Genomic DNA, 16,507 nt, shown 5'->3' on the forward strand with positions numbered 1-16,507 from the left:
AGGGTGGGGAAAGCCCTAAATCCGCAGCACACCCGGTCCGGTGGGAGCCCTCGGCACAGCCCTGGTCAACGCATGGTCGGCCCGCGGCCCGGCACCGGACGGCAGCGTCGCGGAGCTCCCCCTGCCGTCGAGCGGCGAGGCGCAGGGGGCTGCCAGCGCGGGGCCCTGCTGCGGCTGACCGGACTGGCAGTCCTCTGCCGGATGGGAGTGCTCGCCATGACCGCCGCCGTGAGGGGCGATGGCCGCTTGTGCCTGTGCCGCTTCATCGGCCTTCTCGGCCTTCTCGGCCACGACGGACGCAGCCGCGCTCGCGCCGAGATGGCCCGCGATGCCCTCCGCGCTCACACCGTGCGCATAGACGAGGCTGAACAGCACCATGGCCACCCACCACACGCGCAGCGGACCCGCCGACGAGCGGGCCCGCGACATGCCGGAGGTCGACCAGGTCGTGACCATGCCGTGATCCTAGCGTGTCCCCGGGGCGGCACAAGGGCCGCTCTGAGACAGGACGTTGGGGCGAACGGACGCTGCGCTGCCGGCGGCCGGGTGGCACGCACGTCGCCGCGTGCGTGCCACCCGGCCCTGGGGTCAGGCCCGATAGGCCAGGTTCGCCATCATCCCGGCCTCACCGTGGTACGCGTTGTGGCAGTGGAGCATCCACTGCCCGGGGTTGTCGGCGTCGAAGAACACGGACAGCCTCTGCCGCGGCAGCACGATCGCGGTGTCCTTACGGGGGCCGGAGCCGCCGAGCTGGTACGTGTGGCCGTGCAGATGCATCGGATGCCACATGTCCGTGTCGTTGACGAAGTCCAGCCGGACCCGCTGGCCTTCCTCGACCATGATCGGGCCGGCGTCCGGCGCGGCCATGTCGAACGGCTTGCCGTTGAGGGCCCAGTCGTACCCGGCCATGCCGCCGGTGAGCCTGATCCGGTGCGTGACGTCGGTCGCGGAGGTCTTCAGCCGCACGTCGTCGGCCGCGCGGAGCTGAGCTGCGGTCATGACCCTGCCGCCGAGCTCCTTCGGTCGTACGGTCGGCGCAGGCCTGCTGCCCGGGCCCGTCCGCACGAGGGCCAGACCGCCCGTCTTCTTGCCTTCGGCGAGGGCGACCAGGGGGAAGACCCCGTCGCCGAGGGTGACCAGTACGTCGTACCGCTCGCCCATGCCGATGAGGAGCGCGTCCGTCTGCCGGTGCCGGACCGGGAAGCCGTCGGTGTGGGTCACGGTCAGTTTGTGGCCGCCGAGTGCGACCCGATAGGCGGTGTCGCCGCCCGCGTTGACGATCCGCAGCCGCACCTTGGTGCCGGGCTTGCCCCGGTAGACGTCGGGATCGGCCGGGATCCGGCCGTTGACCAGGTGGTACGGGTACTTCACATCGCCGGCGTCGCCGCCGAGCAGCTCGCTCCCGGCGCCCATGAGCATGAACTTCGCGTTCCCCGCGCCGTGCGTGCCGTGCCCCATGCCGGGCATGTCGTGCCCCGTCATTCCCGAGCTGGAGCTGGAGCTGGAGCTGGAGCCGCCGCCCGCGTGCATGCCGTCCATGTCGTCCGTATCGTCCATGCCGCCCATGCCCTGCCTGAGTTCGGCGAAGACCTCGTCGGGGGTGCCGGTGACGCCGTCGACCCAGTCGTCGAGGACGAGGACCCATTCGTCGTCGTACGCCAGCGGCTCCTTGGGGTCCTCGACGATCAGCGGGGCGTACAGCCCGCGGTCGAGCTGGACGCCGACGTGCGGGTGGAAGAAGTACGTGCCGGGGGTGTCGGCGACGAAGCGGTAGGTGAAGCGGGCGCCGGCCCGGACGGGGGTCTGGGTGGCCGGGGGGACGCCGTCCATGTCGTTGCGCAGGGCGATGCCGTGCCAGTGGACCGAGGTGGTGGTCTTTCCCGGGAGCTGGTTGGAGAGTTCGGCGGACACGGTGTCCCCGGCGGAGAGCCGGACTTCCCTGCCCGGCGTCCGGCCGTCGAAGGCCCAGGTCCTGGCCGTGACTCCGCCGCCCAGGCCGATCACCGCGGGTGCCGCGGTCAGGGTGATCCGGTGCTGCCGGCCGGTGCCCGTCCGCTTCTTCTCCGTGGCGGCGACGGCGGAACCGGAGGGGCTGACGAGGGCCGGGGTGGCGGCGGAGTTGCTGCAGGCGGCGAGCGCGCCCGCGCCGACGGCGCCGAGTCCGGCGAGCAGGACGGAGCGGCGGTTGACACTGTTCACGATAGGGGTCCTCTTCACTGGGTGTTTCGAACTGCGCAGGGTCGCGGCGGAGACGGCACACGGGTGCCGTGGGCGCGACCTAGATACGCAGTCGGGAGAGGACCGACAGGTCGGGTGGTGCGCGGCTGACCGTCCCGGCGGGCAGTGCGCCGGGCCCGGCCCGGTACGGGTCGGCGGGCTGTGCGGCGTGGCCCTGTGACGGCACGTCGAGCTGGAACACCTCGACGCTCGCGGTGGTGCAGTGCTGCATGCCGGGGTCGGTGCAGGCGCTGCCGTCGGCGCCGTGCGCGGGCGCGGGCGTGCCGTGCAGGTCCGTGTGGTCGGCGGCGGCAGCGTGCGGGGCCGGGGACGGGTGTCCCATGGCGGGCATGGCGTGCCCCGCATGCGCGGCGGACCGCGGCGGGGAGGCGGTGATCGCGGCCGTCTCATGGTGGATGAGCACGGCCAGCGCGGCCAGCAGCGCAAGGACGACGCCCCCTGCCCAGCGGACGGCACCGGCGCGGGCTGTCACTGGCGCCATCCCTCCACCCAGCTCGTCGTCTCCGAGCCCGCAGGCGGGGCTCACCGTCGTCCGGTCAATATACCCCCATGGGGTTTCTCGCCCCGGGGGCGGCCGCGGTCACGGCCGCGCGGCACAGCGGACGTCGGTCAGCGCCGGTCAGCGCAGGCCGACGCCGGTTGGCGTCAGCCAACGGCGGTGCGGACGAGTGCGGACGAGTGCGGACGAGTGCAGACGAGTGCGGGCGGTGGCGCGGTCATTCGGGCGGGGGCCCGATCACCAGGCAGGCGTTGTGCCCGCCGAAGCCGAACGAGTTCGACAGCACGGGCCCGGCGCCGACGTCCCGGGCGCTTCCGGTCACCACGTCCAACGGACAGTCCTCGGCCCGCCGTTCGTGGTTGGCCACGGGTGGGACGAGCCCGCTGGAGGCGGACAGCAGACCGGCCACGGCCTCCATAGCCGTCCCGGTCCCGGTCGAACGGTCTGGACGCCCGTTCCGGCGCGGAGTTGCGCGTACTGAGCGAGCCCATACGGGCGAAGCCGGCCATGGACAGCGGTATCACCGGGGCCTCCGTCCCGCCGGCGAGCGCCGTGGTGCAGGTGCCGTCCCGGATGAGCCGGGCCCCTTCCCCGCTCGCGGTCGCCCCCGACGCGCACGCCGTGGAGACCGTCAGACAGGGACCGGTGCGGCGGGTGAGCTGCGCGATGAGAGCGGCTGCCGCATACGGCAGCGCCCGCTCAGCAGGGGTGTTGTGGAGTGTATGGAGCGGATTTGGCGGCAGATGTCGGGAGTTCGTGCGCGACGGTGATTGACCGCTGCTGAACCGGTCGTGCACGGCGATGTGCGGCCGGTGCGCGGGCCGGACGGCTTGATGACGGCTTCGGCCCGGGGCGGTTATTGCGCCGCGGCGGGACCTGATGCGCGCCAGACGCGTTCGGCCCTCCAGTGGAACCCGTCCTGTTCGGCCCGTTCCACCGAGAACGTGACGTCCTCACCGGCGGTCAGCTCGCGAAAGCCGGTGGCCTGGATGGCCGAGTAGTGTGCCCACACCTCCTCCGGCAGGGCCGGGGACGTGAGGACGCCCCACCCTTCCTCGCTGTGCCAGTCGCGCACCCGCCCCGCGATCACGTCGTCCGGCGTTACCTCGGACATCGTCAAGCTCCCCTCTGCTCGTCGGCTACATATGGTGAATCTGCTGGTCAGGCAGCCCATGAGCGGTTCGGACGCACATGGGCGGCCGGGCGCACCACGGCCGGTCGGCGCGCCGTCCCTCCCGATGGCGTGCCGGACCCGGACCGATTCTTCCAGTGGCGGCGGCCGGTGTCCGGAATGAGACTGAGTGGGCCACCGGCCCCGGGACCGTGACAGCGCCCGCCGGTGACCGTCAGTTGGGCACACACGGACCCGCAGGGCCGACGCGGTTGCGGCCGGCGGAGGGATCGAGGGCCGGATGGACACCGATCACCGCACGGTGGTTCGTGCGAGGTGCGGCGCCGCACCGCAGTCCGTCCTGCTGGACGCCGCCCTCGAAGCCCTGGCCGCCGTCGGCCCGGTCGCCGAATGGCGTATCCGGGCAGGCGACATATGGGTGACCGCCCGCCCGCCGGGCCATGTGCCGCGCGTGCAGGGCTGGAAGATACATGTGAGCGCGGCCTCGGGAGCCGCCGCCGAGGTGCTCTCCAGGGTCGCCGGCGTCGCCGCCCGGCAGTCGTGCGCCTTCAAGTTCGCCGCCGGGCCCCGGCAGCTGGCCACCGTCAACTCGGCCGACTGCGACCGCGGTTCCTCGGGCAAGTTCCTCACCCTCTACCCCGATGACGACGCCCACTTCACCTCGCTGGCCGAAGCCCTGCACACCGCCACGGCCGGACTGCCGGGGCCGGCCGTCCTCTCCGACCGCCCCTACCGGCCGGGCAGCCGGGTGCACTACCGCTACGGCGGCTTCACCGGACGGCCCGAGCTCGGCCCCGACGGGATCTACCGCACCCTGCTCACCGGCCCCGACGGCCGGCGGACCGAGGATCTGCGCGGCCCCTGCTTCACCCCGCCGCCCTGGGCCGCCGACCCCCTGAGCCGGCCGCCCCGGACCGGCCCCGAACGGCCCGCGGGCCGCCCGCCCGTGGTGCTCGCCGGGCGCTACGCCCTCTCCGGCGCCCTGCGCCGCAGCACCAAGGGCGGTGTCTTCGCCGGTACGGACACCGTCACCGGGGAGCGCGTCGTGATCAAGCAGGCCCTCGCGCACATCGAGGTGGACGGCACGGGCCGGGACGCATGCGCCGCCCTGCGGCACGAGGCCGGGATGCTGGCACGGCTCGCCCCGGCGGGACCGGCACCGAGCCCCCTGGAACTCGTCCAGCGCGACGGGCGGCTGTTCCTGGTCCGGGAGGAGGTGCCCGGCTCGACGCTCGCCCGCTGGGTGACCGCGGCCCTGACCGACGCCGACGACCCCGGCGTGCCCTGGCCGGTGGCCGCGCCGCTCGCCGCGGCGCTGGTACGGCTCGTGGCGGACGTCCACGCACGCGGCCTGGTGCTGGGCGACCTCGCGCCCGGCAATGTGATCGTGCGCCCCGACGGCGCCGTACGGGTCATCGACCTGGAGTGCACCGCCGAGCGCGGGCAGCCCGTCGGCCGCGCCGGAACCCCCGGGTACCGGGCGCCGGAGACGGCGACCGCCGAGGCGCCGGTGGCCGACCCGCGCAGCGACCTGTTCGCCCTGGGCGGGCTGCTGTTCCTGCTGGCCACCGGGCACAGCCCACCGCCGCCGGACAACGCCGCCGGTGTGCCCCGCAGCTGGCTCTCACTCGCCGCCCGCAGCGGGGAGACCGCCCGGCGCCTCGCACCCGTGATCTGTGCCCTGCGGCGGACGGAACCCGCCCTGAGGCCCCCGCCGGCCCAGGTCCTCACCGCCCTCCGGCAGCGCAGCGGACGGCCCCTTCCCGCCCGCCCCGCCACCGCACCCGCCGACGACGCCCCGCTCGACCGGGCCATCGCCGACGCCGTGCGCCACCTCTCCATGACGGCCGACCCCGACCGGGACGACCGGCTGTGGCCCACGACCCCGAGCGGACTGCGCACCGACCCCTGCAACGTCCAGCACGGCGCGGCCGGTGTCCTCGCGGTCCTGGCCCGCGCGGCCGGGGCGGCAGCCCTGCCCGAAGACGTACGGGCCACCGCCCGCGCCACCGTGCGGACGGCCGCCGACTGGATCGTCCGGCGCCTCGCCGCCGATCCGGCCGAACTGCCCGGCCTGCACTTCGGCCGCTCGGGCACCGCCTGGGCCCTGCGGGACGCCGCGGTGCTCCTCGACGACCCGGCCCTCGCCCGGTACGCCGACGACCTGGCGCTGCGGCTGCCGGTGCGGTGGCCCAATCCGGATGTCTGCCACGGCGCGGCCGGCGCGGGCTTGATGAACCTGCGGATGGCGGCCGGCCGTCCCGCGACGCCGTTCCCGCAGCGCGTCCGGCAGTGTGCCCAGGGGCTCGTCGATGCCATGCGCCCGGCCCCGGAGGGGGTGCGGTGGCCGGTCCCGGAGACCTTCGACTCGGCCTTCGCGGGCCGCTCGCTGCTCGGCTACGCCCACGGGGTGGCCGGCATCGGAGCGTTCCTGCTGGCCGCCGCCGGGGCGAGCGGCGAGCGCGCCTTCCACGACGCGGCGGTACGGGCCGGCCGCACGCTGGCCGCGACCGCCCACCGGGGCGGCGACGGGCCGGACTCGGGCCGCGCCGGACCGGCCGCCGCCTGGTGGCCCCAGCACCCCGGCGACGGCGAGCCCGCACGGTCGGCCCACTGGTGCAGCGGCTCGTCGGGCATCGGCACCTTCCTCGTCCGGCTCTGGCAGGCCACCGGCGACGAGGAGGCCCGCGACCTCGCCCTGGCGGCCGGTGAGGCGGTGCTGCGCGCCCGCTGGCGCGGCACCACGGCGGTCTGCCACGGGCTGGCCGGCGGCGGCGAGTTCCTGCTCGACCTCGCCCGCGCCACCGACTCGCCGCGCTTCCATGCCGGCGCGCGGACGCTGGCGGCCCTCCTCGCGGCGCGCAGCACCACGCGCGACGGCCGGTCGGTGACCTTGGACGAGACGGGCCACGGCTGGGGGGCGGCCTACGGCACCGGCACCTCGGGGGCGCTGGCCTTCCTGCTGCGGCTGCGGCACGGGGGCGCCCGGCTCTGGACGGACCCGGTGCCGGACACCTCCCACGCGCCCACCCCGACCGGCCCACCACGGGCCCCCAGACCTGCGGCCGGGACATGACCCGGCCGCAGCGGCACACACCCCCCACCTCACAAATGGAGGCACACATGGAAGAGCACACGGAATTCGTGGATATGCAGGCGTCCCTGGAGGAGCTGCCGGACGTCATGCCGGAGGATCCGGCCGATCACGGTGAGACGGCGCTCTGCCTGATCTCTCTCAACGATCTCTGAGCAAATCCCGAGGCGCCGGGTCGGCCCCCGCCCCGGCGCCTCGGACACCTGCCCTCGATCAAACCCCCACCCGTCCCCAGTCCGCCACCGGCCCCGGGTTCGTGTGGTCCGCGGGCGTCACCCAGAAGGCCTTGCCGAGCTCGGCGCTGAAGTGGGCGCCCGTCCGGCTGTCCCCGGAGGAGCGGCCGGTCAGCCGCCGGCCTATCCAGGGCACCAGATGCCGGCGCGCGAACCGCAGGTCGGCGGTGCGCCGGGCGGCCCAGCGCGGCGGTACGGCGGCCGGCAGCGGGGCGTCCCAGTCCGACGCGGGCGGCAGGCCGAGCGCCTGCCAGACGGCCTCCGCCACCCGGCGGTGCCCCTCGGCGTTCAGATGCAGCCGGTCGTCCGCCCACAGCCTCGGGTCGGCCAGCGCCCGCGACGCGTACAGGTCCACGACCAGCGCTCCGTGCCGCGCGGCGATCTCGTCGATCCGCGCGAACAGCTGCTCCATACGCGGCCGGAAGCGCTCCAGCACCGGCCCCTGCCGGCCCGGACTGCGCATCAGCACCAGTTGACCGCCGCCCCGTGCCAGCTGCCCGGCGGCGTCCGCCAGCCGGGTGCACACCTGCTCGACATCGCACTGGGGCCGCAGCACGTCGTTGAGCCCCCCGACCAGCGTCACCAGATCGGCGCCCAGCGCGGCCGCCGGAGCGCACTGCTCGTCGGCGATCTGCCCGATGAGCTTGCCGCGCACCGCGAGATTGGCGTACCGGAATCCGGGTGCGCCGGGCGGGGCCGAACCCGGGAGGGCCGCCAGCCGGGCGGCGAGCAGATCGGCCCACCCGCGGTACGAGCCGTCCGGCAGTCCGTCCGACATTCCCTCGGTGAAGCTGTCGCCGACCGCGACGAAACTGGTGTAACGGGCATTCATCTCCATGGCGCGGCGATCCTACCGTTCGCCGTACCGACCGGTATGGCCTGCCCCCGGCTTCGGCCGGACCCCACCGCACCGCATGGTCCGCGGCCGCCTTCGCGGGGCCCGCGGTGTACGGTCTGATGTCGTCCGAAGGGCCACGAGAGGTACAGGTGAACGCGCGATGACTCCCCGCCGGGGCGAGGGCCCCGACGCGCCGACGTTCACCGAGCGGGCCCGCCGGCAGCAGCTCATCGAGGCCACCATCGACCTGGTCTCCACCCGCGGCTACCCCGCGACCTCGCTGTCGGCGATCGCCGAGCGGGCCGGGCTGTCCAAGGCCGCGGTGCTCTACCACTTCACCTCCAAGGACAACCTGACCCGCGCCGCGCTGGAACAGGTGATGGAGCAGTTCAGCGCCTATGTCACCGAGCGGCTGGCGCAGGCGCCCGGCCCCCGCGAAGCGGTCATCGCCTACGTACGGGCGATGATCGGCTACCAGCAGGCCAACCGCCGCCATGTCCGGGTGATCACCGAGATGCTGCTCGACGACGAGGGAGGCACCCGGCTCAAGACCCCGGGCTCGCACGACACCCGCGACCGCTGGCAGACCCTCGCCGCACTGCTGACGGAGGGTCAAAAGGCGGGCGTGCTACGGGAGTTCCACGCCCCGACCGTGGCGCTGGCGATCGGCGGGGCGATCGACGGGGTGATCGCCCACTGGCTGGCCCACCCCGATCTCGACCTGGACGCCGCGGCCGCCGAGCTGGTCCAGTTCACGCTGTACGCGATCGAGCGCCGGGACTGACCCGCCGGGCGAAGGCGGGCGCACGCTCGGGGCGTATGCCCATCCCGCCCAGATAGCCGGTCACGGTCCGCAGCGGCGGCACCCACCGCAGCAGCCGCATCGGCACCGGCAGCCGGTCGCCGTCGAGCGTGCCCGCCAGCGCGGAACGGATCATGGTGTGCTCGGCCCGCTGGGAGCTCTGGATCATCACCATCGGCAGCTCCCGTCGCCGCTGCACCCGGGCCAGATCCGCCACCCGCACCCGCCCCCGGCCGAGCGGCTCCGCCAGGATCCGGGCCGCGGCGACCGCGTCCTGCAGCGCCAGATTGACCCCGACGCCGCCGACCGGCGACATGGTGTGCGCGGCGTCCCCGATGCACAGCAGCCCCGGCCGGTACCAGCGCCGCAGCCGGCCGAACGTCACCTCCAGCAGCTTGACGTCGTCCCACGACCCGATCGCCCCGGTCACCTCGTCGTCCCAGTCGAACAGCGCGCCCAGCCGGTCCCGCAGCCACTGGATGCCGTGGGCGCGCAGCTCGGCGTCCCGGCCCTTCCCGATCAGATAGGAGGTCTGGTAGTACGTGCCGCGGTCCATGGTGACCGCCGCCTGGCCGCCGCCGAAGCACGCGAAGACCCGGCCGTCCTTCAGGCCGTCGGAGGCCGGGGGAGCGTCCACCCGCACCTGCCAGACGTCCATCGGCACCTCGAACAGCTGCTGCCGCAGCCCGGCCGCCCGCGTCACCACCGAGTCCCGGCCGTCACAGGCGACCGTCAGATCCGCGGCCAGCTCGCCGGGAGTCCCGTGCTCATCGGTGAACCGCACCCCCGTCACCCGTCCGCCCTCGGTGCGCAGCCCGGTGACCTCGGTACGCATCCGCAGGGTGAAGCCCGGCTCCTCGGCGCCCGCGCTCGCCAGCAGGTCGAGGAAGTCCCACTGCGGCACCATCGCGAAGTACTTGTGCCGGCCCGGGATGCGCCGCAGATCGCTCATCACGACCGTGGTGTCGCCGATCCGCGCCCGCATGTCCTCCAGCTTGGCGAACGGCAGCCGCGCGAACGCCTCCCCGAGGCCCAGCTCGTCCAGCAGCCGCAGGGTCGACGGATGGACGGTGTCCCCGCGGAAGTCACGCAGAAAGTCCCGGTGCTTCTCCAGGACGGTCACCTCGACACCGGCCCTGGCCAGCAGCAGTCCCAGCATCATCCCGGCGGGTCCGCCGCCCACGATGCAGCAGGTGGTGCGGTCCATGTGCATGCCCCCTCAACGCGTGTCTGACCGATCGGTCAGTAATCTAACCGATCGGTCAGACGCCGCGTTCGCCGCCCCCGGCTCCGGCCCCTCGTCAGCCGGCGGGCCGCTGCAGCACCAGCTCCCTGAGGACGTCCTCCATCGTCACCAGCCCGGCCAGCCGCCCGTCGTCGCCGATCACCGCGGCCAGATGCGTACTGGAGCCGCGCATCGCCGTCAGCACGTCGTCCAGCGGCGTCGCGGCCTTGACCCGGGCGATCGGCCGCAGCGCGGAGACCGGGAACGCCAGCCGGCGCGGGGAGGCGTCCAGCGCGTCCTTGACGTGCAGATAGCCGAGGATGCGGTGGGTGTCGTCGACGACGGGGAAGCGCGAGAAACCGGAGTCGGCGGCCAGCTGCTCCAGTTCCTCGGCGGTGATCCCCATCTGCGCGGAGACGACGTGCTCGGCCGGCAGCACCACGTCCCTGACCGGGCGGCGGCCCAGCTCCAGGGCGTCCCGCAGCCGCTCCTTGGCCCGTTCGTCCAGCAGCCCGGCCTGCCGGGAGTCGTCGACCATCTTCGCCAGCTGGTCGTCCGAGAAGGTCGCGGTCACCTCGTCCCTGGTCTCCACCCGCAGCAGCTTGAGCAGCCCGTTGGCGAGCGCGTTGATGGCGAAGATCACCGGTCGAAGCGCCCGGGTCAGCGCGACCAGCGGCGGCCCCAGGAGCAGCGCGCTGCGCACCGGCTCGGCCAGCGCGACATTCTTCGGCACCATCTCGCCGAAGAGCATGTGCAGGTACGTGGCCAGCGACAGCGCGATCACGAACGCGATCGGGTGGATCAGCGTGTGCGGGATCCCCACGGCGCTGAAGACCGGCTCCAGGAGGTGCGCGATGGCCGGCTCGGCGACCGCGCCCAGCACCAGCGTGCACAGCGTGATGCCCAGCTGAGCGGCCGCCAGCAGGGCCGAGACGTGCTGCAGACCCCACAGCACACTGTCCGCGCGGCGGTCACCGCGCTCGGCGAACGGCTCGATCTGGCTGCGGCGCACCGAGATCAGGGCGAACTCGGCGCCCACGAAGAAGGCGTTGACGACCAGCGTCAGCAGGCCCACGAACAGCTGTAGCGCGGTCATCGGCGGGCCCCCGTCTCCGGTTCGTCGCCGCCGCCCGGCAGCGGGGCGTGCAGCAGCACCCGCGCCGCGCGATGGCCGGAGGCGTCCAGTACGTCCATCGACCAGCCGCCCACCTCCAGCCGGTCGCCGGTGACCGGTATCCGGCCCAGTTCGGTGGCGATCAGGCCGGCCAGGGTCTCGTACGGGCCGTCCGGCAGCCGCAGGCCGATCCGCTCCAGCTGGTCGGTGCGTGCCGCGCCGTCGGCCTGATAGACCTCGCGTCCCTCGGCGTCCGCGCCGGCCGGCGCGAGATCGGGCGTCTCCAGCGGATCGTGTTCGTCGCGGACCTCGCCGACCACCTCCTCGACGATGTCCTCCAGCGTCGCGACGCCCGCCGTGCCGCCGTACTCGTCGATGACCACGGCCATCGTGCGCTTGCCGGACAGCCGGTCGAGCAGCCGGTCCACGGTCAGCGTCGTGGGGACCAGCAGCGGCTCGCGCAGCAGCTCGGACACCGGATGGCGGGGGCGGCGCTCGGCCGGGACGGTCAGCACGTCCTTGATGTGCGCCACGCCGACGACGCTGTCCAGGCTGCCGCGGTAGACGGGGAAGCGGGACAGCCCGGTCGCCCGGGTGGCGTTGGCGACGTCCTCCGCGGTGGACTGCACGTCCAGCGCCATCACCTGCACCCGCGGCGTCATGACGTTCTCCGCGGTCAGATCGGCGAGGTTGAGCGTGCGCACGAACAGCTCGGCGGTGTCGGCCTCCAGCGCGCCCTCCTTCGCGGAGTGCCGGGCCAGCGCCACCAGCTCCTGCGGGCCGCGCGCCGACGCCAGCTCCTCGGCGGGCTCCAGGCCCATCCGGCGGACCATGTGGTTCGCGGTGTTGTTGAGGTGCCCGATGAACGGTTTGAACGTGGCGCTGAAGCCGCGCTGGGCCGTGGCGACCCGCTTGGCGATGGCCAGCGGACTGGAGATGGCCCAGTTCTTGGGGACCAGCTCGCCGACGACCATCAGGACGACCGTGGAGATCGCCGTACCGAGCACCAGGGCCAGCGACTCCGCGGCCGAGCGCGGCAGGCCCATCGCGCCCAGCGGCCCCGCCAGCAGGGTGGCGATCGCCGGTTTGGACAGCATGCCGATGACCAGGCCGGTGACGGTGATGCCGAGCTGGGCGCCGGAGAGCTGGAAGGTCAGAGACCGCACGGCCTTCAGGGCGCTGTCCGCGCCCCGGTCGCCGCGCTCGGCGGCATGTTCGAGGTCGCTGCGTTCCACGGTCGTCAGCGAGAACTCGGCCGCGACGAAGACACCACAGGCCAGGGTCAGCAGAAGTGCCACACCGAGCAGGAGCAGGTCGGTCATCGAGTCACCTCCGTCCCATGATCGAACAGGATCGGGAGGATTGCGCTATGTCGCGCGGTCACTCGACAACTGGGAGGCTCGCCCATGGCCGGACGCTCACACACCTTTCACATGAGAAGGGAAGAGCACCATGGTAAAGGTCTGGCAAAGTGGCGAGCGAGGGGAGTAACGAGGGGAGTCCCTCCCCAGACCTCTCAGGTCACGCTGATCACGCTCGGACCAGCGGTTTCGTCCACCGCCGCCACTGATCCTCACGCCGGTAGCCCGCCGCCGCCCAGGCGTGGTGCGCAAGCTCGTTCACCTCCAGCACCATGGCGTCCCCGCGCCGCCCGCCGAGCTTCACAAAGCGCTCCTCGGCCGCTTCGAGGAGGGCCTTCGAGACGCCCCTCCTGCGGTGGGCCGGGTGCACGGCGAGCCGGTACAGCGACGCCCGCCAGCCGTCGTAGCCGGCGATCACCGTGCCCACCAGCACCCCGTCCGACTCCGCCAGAAGCAGGGCCTCGGCGTCGCGTTCGATGAGGCGGGTCACCCCGGCGACGTCGTCGCTGATGCTCGTGCCCTCGGCGGCCGCCTTCCAGAAGTCGAGAACGGTCTCGGCGTCGGCGGGAACGGCGGGGCGGATGTCCATATCGATCATGCCGACGACCCAACCAGCCGCGGCCCCGCCCGCGCCAGTCCTTTCTCCGGTCGCCTGAGATGGCCCGTCCGCGGCCGCTCGGGCAACCACGGCCCGCTACCGCAGCGGGCCGGACTCCGGCTGCTCGTGGTCGGCCTGCGGGCGCATGCGCTGGACGAGGTACCCGGCGGCGGCGACCGCGAGGAGCAGCGCCACCGTGCCGAGGGTGAAGGTCTCGAAGGAGAGGCGGGAGACGCCCCAGGTCGCCCGGAAGTCGTACGGGATGCCGACGAACGACTCCAGCGTGCCGGGGAACAGCGCCACCCATGCGCCGAGCAGGATCCATGCGTAGACGAGCACATTGGCGAGGGCGAAGCCCGGGGTACCGAAGGGGACGCGATAGGGGCGGGGCACCGCGCGGTGGCGCAGCCGCAGCGCCAGCAGGGCGGGGATCACGGCGACGTACGAGAGCAGCAGCGTGGTGATCGCGACGGTCAGCACCACACCGAAGGCGGCCGAGGTGTCCCCGCTCGCCAGGTTCATCGCGGCGGCCATGAACACGGTGGCGGTGACGCCGGACAGCAGATTCATCCGGACCGGAGTGCCCAGCCGCGGATGGAAGACCCCCAGGCCTCGGCTGAAGAACCCGCCGTCGGCGGCCGCCATCGCCTGCATCCGGTCCGCGACGATCATCCAGGCGCTGCCCTGGGTCACCAGCGCCACCACGAACAGCACGGCGACGAAGGACAGCAGCGGCCCGCGCCAGCTCCCGTAGATCCCGAAGACCAGCCGCACGGCATCCATGAAGCCACCGACCCCGGTGACCTGCCCGGCCGGGGCGACCGAGACGATCGCCAGCACCGGCAGCAGGTAGCAGCAAGTGGCGATGGCGCCGGACAGCGCGATCGCGACCGGCACATCGCGCTGCGGATCGAGCATCTCGTCACCCGCCGCGTTCGGCGCCTCGAACCCCACGAACGCGAACAGCAGCACCGGCACCAGCGCCAGGAACCCGGTGCCGCTGGGGGCGAAGACGGCGCTCTCCAGGCCGCGGAAGCCGTGCTGGACGCCGTACGCCAGCGCCGTGGCCGTGAAGAAGGCCAGTGCCAGGATCTTGGCGCCGGCGCCGCCCGTCGTGATCCACTTGCCGCGGCGCAGCGAGACCACCGCGGTGAGGATGGCCGCCCAGATGAACACCAGCTTGAAGGCGTAGTCGGCCACCGTTCCCGAGCCGAGCGGAAAGACGAAGCCGTCCCAGGCCTCCGCCGCCACGAAGACCAGCGAACCGCCCAGCCAGACCGGATTGGTGACCCAGTAGAACATCGTGGTCAGCGCGGCCGCCAGCCGTCCGAACGCCACCTCCACCCAGACGTACGGGCCGCCCTCCTGGGGGAACGCCGCCCCGGTCTCGGCGAACATCAGGGCGTACGGCAGCAGGAACGCCACCGCGATGACGGCGATCCAGGTGACGGCCTGGCCGCCCCCGGAGGCGATCTGCCCGATCACATCGAAGGAGATCACGGCGGCGACGCCCATCGCCATGATGTCGAAGCGGCGCAGACTGCGCTTCAGATGCGGGACGGTGGCGGGGGCGGACACTGCGGTGGTCCTCCTGAGGGCCGAGCGGTCACGGGCGGTCCGGTCAGGCGTCCGACGGATGACATCGTGCGGCATCCGCCCCGACGTCATCGGCAGCGGCACGCGGGCGCTCGGGCCCCCTTGGAGGGGCGGCGATGCTTGCCGGTGCTAGCGCATGCCCGCTAGCTTGGAGGGGTGGCGAAGACACAGCTGAACGTCCGGGTGGACGAGGCCACCGCCGAAGCGGCGCGGGAGCGCGCCCTGCAGCGGGGAGTGAGCGTGAACCGCTATATCGAGGAGCTCGTGCTGAGGGACGCCGGCGAGGTCGGCCAGACCTTCGTCGAGGCCGCCTCCGACTTCATGAAGCAGTACGAGCGGGTCTTCGCCGAGGAATTCGGCCTGGACACGGGCGGCGCCCCGGGCCGCAGGACCCCCACCGGCAACCACGAAGGACTGCCGGGCACGACGTGACACTGCGCATCGATCTCGCCTGGCTCCTGCTCATCGCCGAACAGCACACCCCCGGAGACCCCCAGGTCACCGACTGGGGCGCCCTGGTGGCCGCGGTCAGCCGCCATGAAGCCGAGATATTCGGCGTGCCGGTCTACCCCGATCCCCCGGACCGCGCCGCCGCGCTGCTCCAACTCCTGCTCCAGGTACCGGCGTTGGAGCGGTCGAACGCGATGTTCGCGACCGCCGTCGCCTACGGCTATCTCGTCGCCAGCGGTCTGAAGATCGCCACCTCCCCCGAGCAGGTACGCGAGCTCGCCCGCCTCGTCAAGGAAGGCACCGCGGACGTCCACACGATCGCGGACGAGCTGCGGACGTGGATGGTGTGACGGCGGTCGGTGCGGGCCGGAGAACCCCCGCGTCCACGCCGCTCTCAGCCCGTTCGTCCCACCGCTCTCCGCCAGGCGGCCGTCACCCCGCCGTCGGCCGTCGCGCCGTGCCCAGCACCGCCGGTGACGTCGGCAGCGTCGGCCCGCGCTCCGGGACCGTCAACCGCCGCAGCCGCAGCACCTCGAACCCGGCCGTCCGGATCTCGCCCAGTGGATCCCGCCCGGTGTGACACCCGCCCATCAGCAGCGGCCAGAACGTACGGTCCAGCGCCCACTGCACCGCCGCCAGCCCCCGCCCCGCGGCCCGCCCGTGCTCGAAGAACCGCAGCTCACCGCCGGGGCGAAGGACCCGCCGCAGCTCTGCCAGGGTCCGCTGCACATCGTGCACCGAACACAGCACCAGCGACGCCACCGCCGTGTCGAACGCCTCGCTCTTGACCGGCAGCGCCTCCGCCACCCCCGGCACGACGTCCACCGGCACCTCGGCGTGCGCCGCCGCCGACCGGGCCACCGCCCGCAGTGTGGACTCCGGCTCGATCGCCACCACCTCCGAGACGGTCCCCGGGTAGTGCGGAAAGTTCAGCCCGGTCCCCGCGCCGACCTCGATGACCCGGCCCGTCGCCCCCCTCAGCAACTCCTTCCGGAGCGCGGCCACCCCCACCCGCGCGTCCGCCGCCGGGCCACAGCAGGTCGCGTAATAGCGGGCGAAGATCGGGTGATGCACGGCGTCTTTGACAACTTTCCTGCGCTGCACCGGGGTCTCCTCTCGCGGGGGCGGCTGTCGCCGTTGTCCTACCCACGTTTTCGGCTTTCCCGCCGTGGGGGTTGGTCGCCGTTGCGCCTGCGGCCCTTCCGCTGCGCTTTGCCTGGGTCGACGTTTTCGGGTTTGTCGCCGTTGCGCCTGCGGCGGGCGGTGCCGCTGCGCGGGGCTGTTCGGCTGCCGGTGACGGTCCTCCGGGGCCTGGTGTGTGGACTGC

17 protein-coding genes and 1 pseudogene are annotated in these 16,507 nt (G+C 73.3%); 5 read left to right on the top strand and 13 right to left on the bottom strand.

The features are described from left to right. Window positions 1-15: 15 nt before the first annotated feature. The 6 genes and pseudogenes from ACWD6P_RS14860 to ACWD6P_RS14885 form a co-directional block, all read right to left on the bottom strand. Window positions 16-456 carry a hypothetical protein gene (locus ACWD6P_RS14860; RefSeq protein WP_451444480.1) on the bottom strand — a complete coding sequence of 147 codons (441 nt, stop codon included), beginning with the start codon at window positions 454-456 and terminating at the stop codon, window positions 16-18. Window positions 457-588: 132 nt separating this feature from the next. Further along, the gene (locus tag ACWD6P_RS14865) at window positions 589-2,199 is read right to left on the bottom strand and encodes a multicopper oxidase family protein (protein WP_451444481.1); all 1,611 of its coding nucleotides are present in this window, start codon (window positions 2,197-2,199) and stop codon (window positions 589-591) included. A gap of 79 nt (window positions 2,200-2,278) precedes the next feature. Further along, window positions 2,279-2,710 carry a hypothetical protein gene (locus ACWD6P_RS14870; RefSeq protein ID WP_451444482.1) on the bottom strand — a complete coding sequence of 144 codons (432 nt, stop codon included), beginning with the start codon at window positions 2,708-2,710 and terminating at the stop codon, window positions 2,279-2,281. 244 nt (window positions 2,711-2,954) lie between these two features. Further along, window positions 2,955-3,155, bottom strand: coding sequence for a hypothetical protein (locus ACWD6P_RS14875; RefSeq protein WP_451444499.1), 201 nt, complete (start codon window positions 3,153-3,155; stop codon window positions 2,955-2,957). A 34-nt stretch (window positions 3,156-3,189) separates the two neighbouring features. Beyond that, window positions 3,190-3,534, bottom strand: a pseudogene (locus ACWD6P_RS14880) (beta-ketoacyl synthase N-terminal-like domain-containing protein); the annotation flags it as partial. Window positions 3,535-3,593: 59 nt separating this feature from the next. After that, window positions 3,594-3,851, bottom strand: coding sequence for a cold-shock protein (locus tag ACWD6P_RS14885; protein ID WP_451444483.1), 258 nt, complete (start codon window positions 3,849-3,851; stop codon window positions 3,594-3,596). Between the two features lie 298 nt (window positions 3,852-4,149). Here ACWD6P_RS14885 and lanL point away from each other — a divergent pair, with 298 nt between their 5' ends. Both lanL and ACWD6P_RS14895 read left to right on the top strand, forming a co-directional pair. Further along, window positions 4,150-6,945, top strand: a complete 2,796-nt coding sequence (gene lanL, locus ACWD6P_RS14890; protein WP_451444484.1) for a class IV lanthionine synthetase LanL — start codon at window positions 4,150-4,152, stop codon at window positions 6,943-6,945. Window positions 6,946-6,992: 47 nt separating this feature from the next. Then, the gene (locus tag ACWD6P_RS14895) at window positions 6,993-7,118 is read left to right on the top strand and encodes a hypothetical protein (RefSeq protein ID WP_451444485.1); all 126 of its coding nucleotides are present in this window, start codon (window positions 6,993-6,995) and stop codon (window positions 7,116-7,118) included. A 58-nt stretch (window positions 7,119-7,176) separates the two neighbouring features. Here the strand turns inward: ACWD6P_RS14895 and ACWD6P_RS14900 are convergent, their stop codons facing one another. Further along, window positions 7,177-8,034: an SGNH/GDSL hydrolase family protein gene (locus ACWD6P_RS14900; protein WP_451444486.1), complete on the bottom strand. Its 858-nt coding sequence runs from the start codon at window positions 8,032-8,034 to the stop codon at window positions 7,177-7,179. Window positions 8,035-8,194: 160 nt separating this feature from the next. Between ACWD6P_RS14900 and ACWD6P_RS14905 the strand changes: the two genes are divergently transcribed. Further along, complete coding sequence (locus ACWD6P_RS14905) at window positions 8,195-8,818, top strand: TetR/AcrR family transcriptional regulator (protein ID WP_451444487.1); 624 nt, start codon at window positions 8,195-8,197, stop codon at window positions 8,816-8,818. Here the strand turns inward: ACWD6P_RS14905 and ACWD6P_RS14910 are convergent. The 5 genes from ACWD6P_RS14910 to ACWD6P_RS14930 form a co-directional block, all read right to left on the bottom strand. Then, window positions 8,787-10,043 carry an FAD-dependent oxidoreductase gene (locus ACWD6P_RS14910; RefSeq protein ID WP_451444488.1) on the bottom strand — a complete coding sequence of 419 codons (1,257 nt, stop codon included), beginning with the start codon at window positions 10,041-10,043 and terminating at the stop codon, window positions 8,787-8,789. The two genes, ACWD6P_RS14905 and ACWD6P_RS14910, sit on opposite strands and share 32 nt — an antisense overlap. 94 nt (window positions 10,044-10,137) lie before the next feature. Next, window positions 10,138-11,157, bottom strand: a complete 1,020-nt coding sequence (locus ACWD6P_RS14915) for a hemolysin family protein (protein ID WP_451444489.1) — start codon at window positions 11,155-11,157, stop codon at window positions 10,138-10,140. Continuing rightward, complete coding sequence (locus ACWD6P_RS14920; protein WP_451444490.1) at window positions 11,154-12,497, bottom strand: hemolysin family protein; 1,344 nt, start codon at window positions 12,495-12,497, stop codon at window positions 11,154-11,156. The genes ACWD6P_RS14915 and ACWD6P_RS14920 overlap by 4 nt, the downstream gene beginning before the upstream one ends. Window positions 12,498-12,705: 208 nt before the next feature. Further along, the gene (locus tag ACWD6P_RS14925) at window positions 12,706-13,134 is read right to left on the bottom strand and encodes a GNAT family N-acetyltransferase (RefSeq protein ID WP_451444491.1); all 429 of its coding nucleotides are present in this window, start codon (window positions 13,132-13,134) and stop codon (window positions 12,706-12,708) included. 96 nt (window positions 13,135-13,230) lie between these two features. After that, window positions 13,231-14,712: an APC family permease gene (locus ACWD6P_RS14930; RefSeq protein ID WP_451444492.1), complete on the bottom strand. Its 1,482-nt coding sequence runs from the start codon at window positions 14,710-14,712 to the stop codon at window positions 13,231-13,233. A gap of 174 nt (window positions 14,713-14,886) precedes the next feature. Here ACWD6P_RS14930 and ACWD6P_RS14935 point away from each other — a divergent pair, with 174 nt between their 5' ends. Next, the gene (locus ACWD6P_RS14935; protein ID WP_451444493.1) at window positions 14,887-15,162 is read left to right on the top strand and encodes a hypothetical protein; all 276 of its coding nucleotides are present in this window, start codon (window positions 14,887-14,889) and stop codon (window positions 15,160-15,162) included. Further along, window positions 15,159-15,530 (top strand): fic family toxin-antitoxin system, toxin component, encoded by a 372-nt coding sequence (locus ACWD6P_RS14940; protein ID WP_451444494.1) that lies wholly within the window; start codon window positions 15,159-15,161, stop codon window positions 15,528-15,530. The genes ACWD6P_RS14935 and ACWD6P_RS14940 overlap by 4 nt, the downstream gene beginning before the upstream one ends. Before the next feature lie 82 nt (window positions 15,531-15,612). On the opposite strand, the gene ACWD6P_RS14945 is transcribed toward ACWD6P_RS14940, so the two are convergent. After that, complete coding sequence (locus ACWD6P_RS14945) at window positions 15,613-16,254, bottom strand: class I SAM-dependent methyltransferase (RefSeq protein ID WP_451444495.1); 642 nt, start codon at window positions 16,252-16,254, stop codon at window positions 15,613-15,615. Window positions 16,255-16,507 lie beyond the last annotated feature (253 nt).

It is taken from the genome of Streptomyces sp. NPDC002446 (assembly GCF_053595675.1).

Bases quoted from the DNA above. Each gene is read 5' to 3' on its own strand.
- ACWD6P_RS14895 (WP_451444485.1), top strand. From the start codon at position 6,993: ATGGAAGAGCACACGGAATTCGTGGATATGCAGGCGTCCCTGGAGGAG.
- ACWD6P_RS14900 (WP_451444486.1), bottom strand. From the start codon at position 8,034: ATGGAGATGAATGCCCGTTACACCAGTTTCGTCGCGGTCGGCGACAGC.
- ACWD6P_RS14905 (WP_451444487.1), top strand. From the start codon at position 8,195: ATGACTCCCCGCCGGGGCGAGGGCCCCGACGCGCCGACGTTCACCGAG.
- ACWD6P_RS14860 (WP_451444480.1), bottom strand. From the start codon at position 456: ATGGTCACGACCTGGTCGACCTCCGGCATGTCGCGGGCCCGCTCGTCG.
- ACWD6P_RS14915 (WP_451444489.1), bottom strand. From the start codon at position 11,157: ATGACCGCGCTACAGCTGTTCGTGGGCCTGCTGACGCTGGTCGTCAAC.
- ACWD6P_RS14920 (WP_451444490.1), bottom strand. From the start codon at position 12,497: ATGACCGACCTGCTCCTGCTCGGTGTGGCACTTCTGCTGACCCTGGCC.
- ACWD6P_RS14875 (WP_451444499.1), bottom strand. From the start codon at position 3,155: ATGGAGGCCGTGGCCGGTCTGCTGTCCGCCTCCAGCGGGCTCGTCCCA.
- ACWD6P_RS14910 (WP_451444488.1), bottom strand. From the start codon at position 10,043: ATGGACCGCACCACCTGCTGCATCGTGGGCGGCGGACCCGCCGGGATG.
- ACWD6P_RS14885 (WP_451444483.1), bottom strand. From the start codon at position 3,851: ATGTCCGAGGTAACGCCGGACGACGTGATCGCGGGGCGGGTGCGCGAC.
- ACWD6P_RS14925 (WP_451444491.1), bottom strand. From the start codon at position 13,134: ATGATCGATATGGACATCCGCCCCGCCGTTCCCGCCGACGCCGAGACC.
- lanL (WP_451444484.1), top strand. From the start codon at position 4,150: ATGGACACCGATCACCGCACGGTGGTTCGTGCGAGGTGCGGCGCCGCA.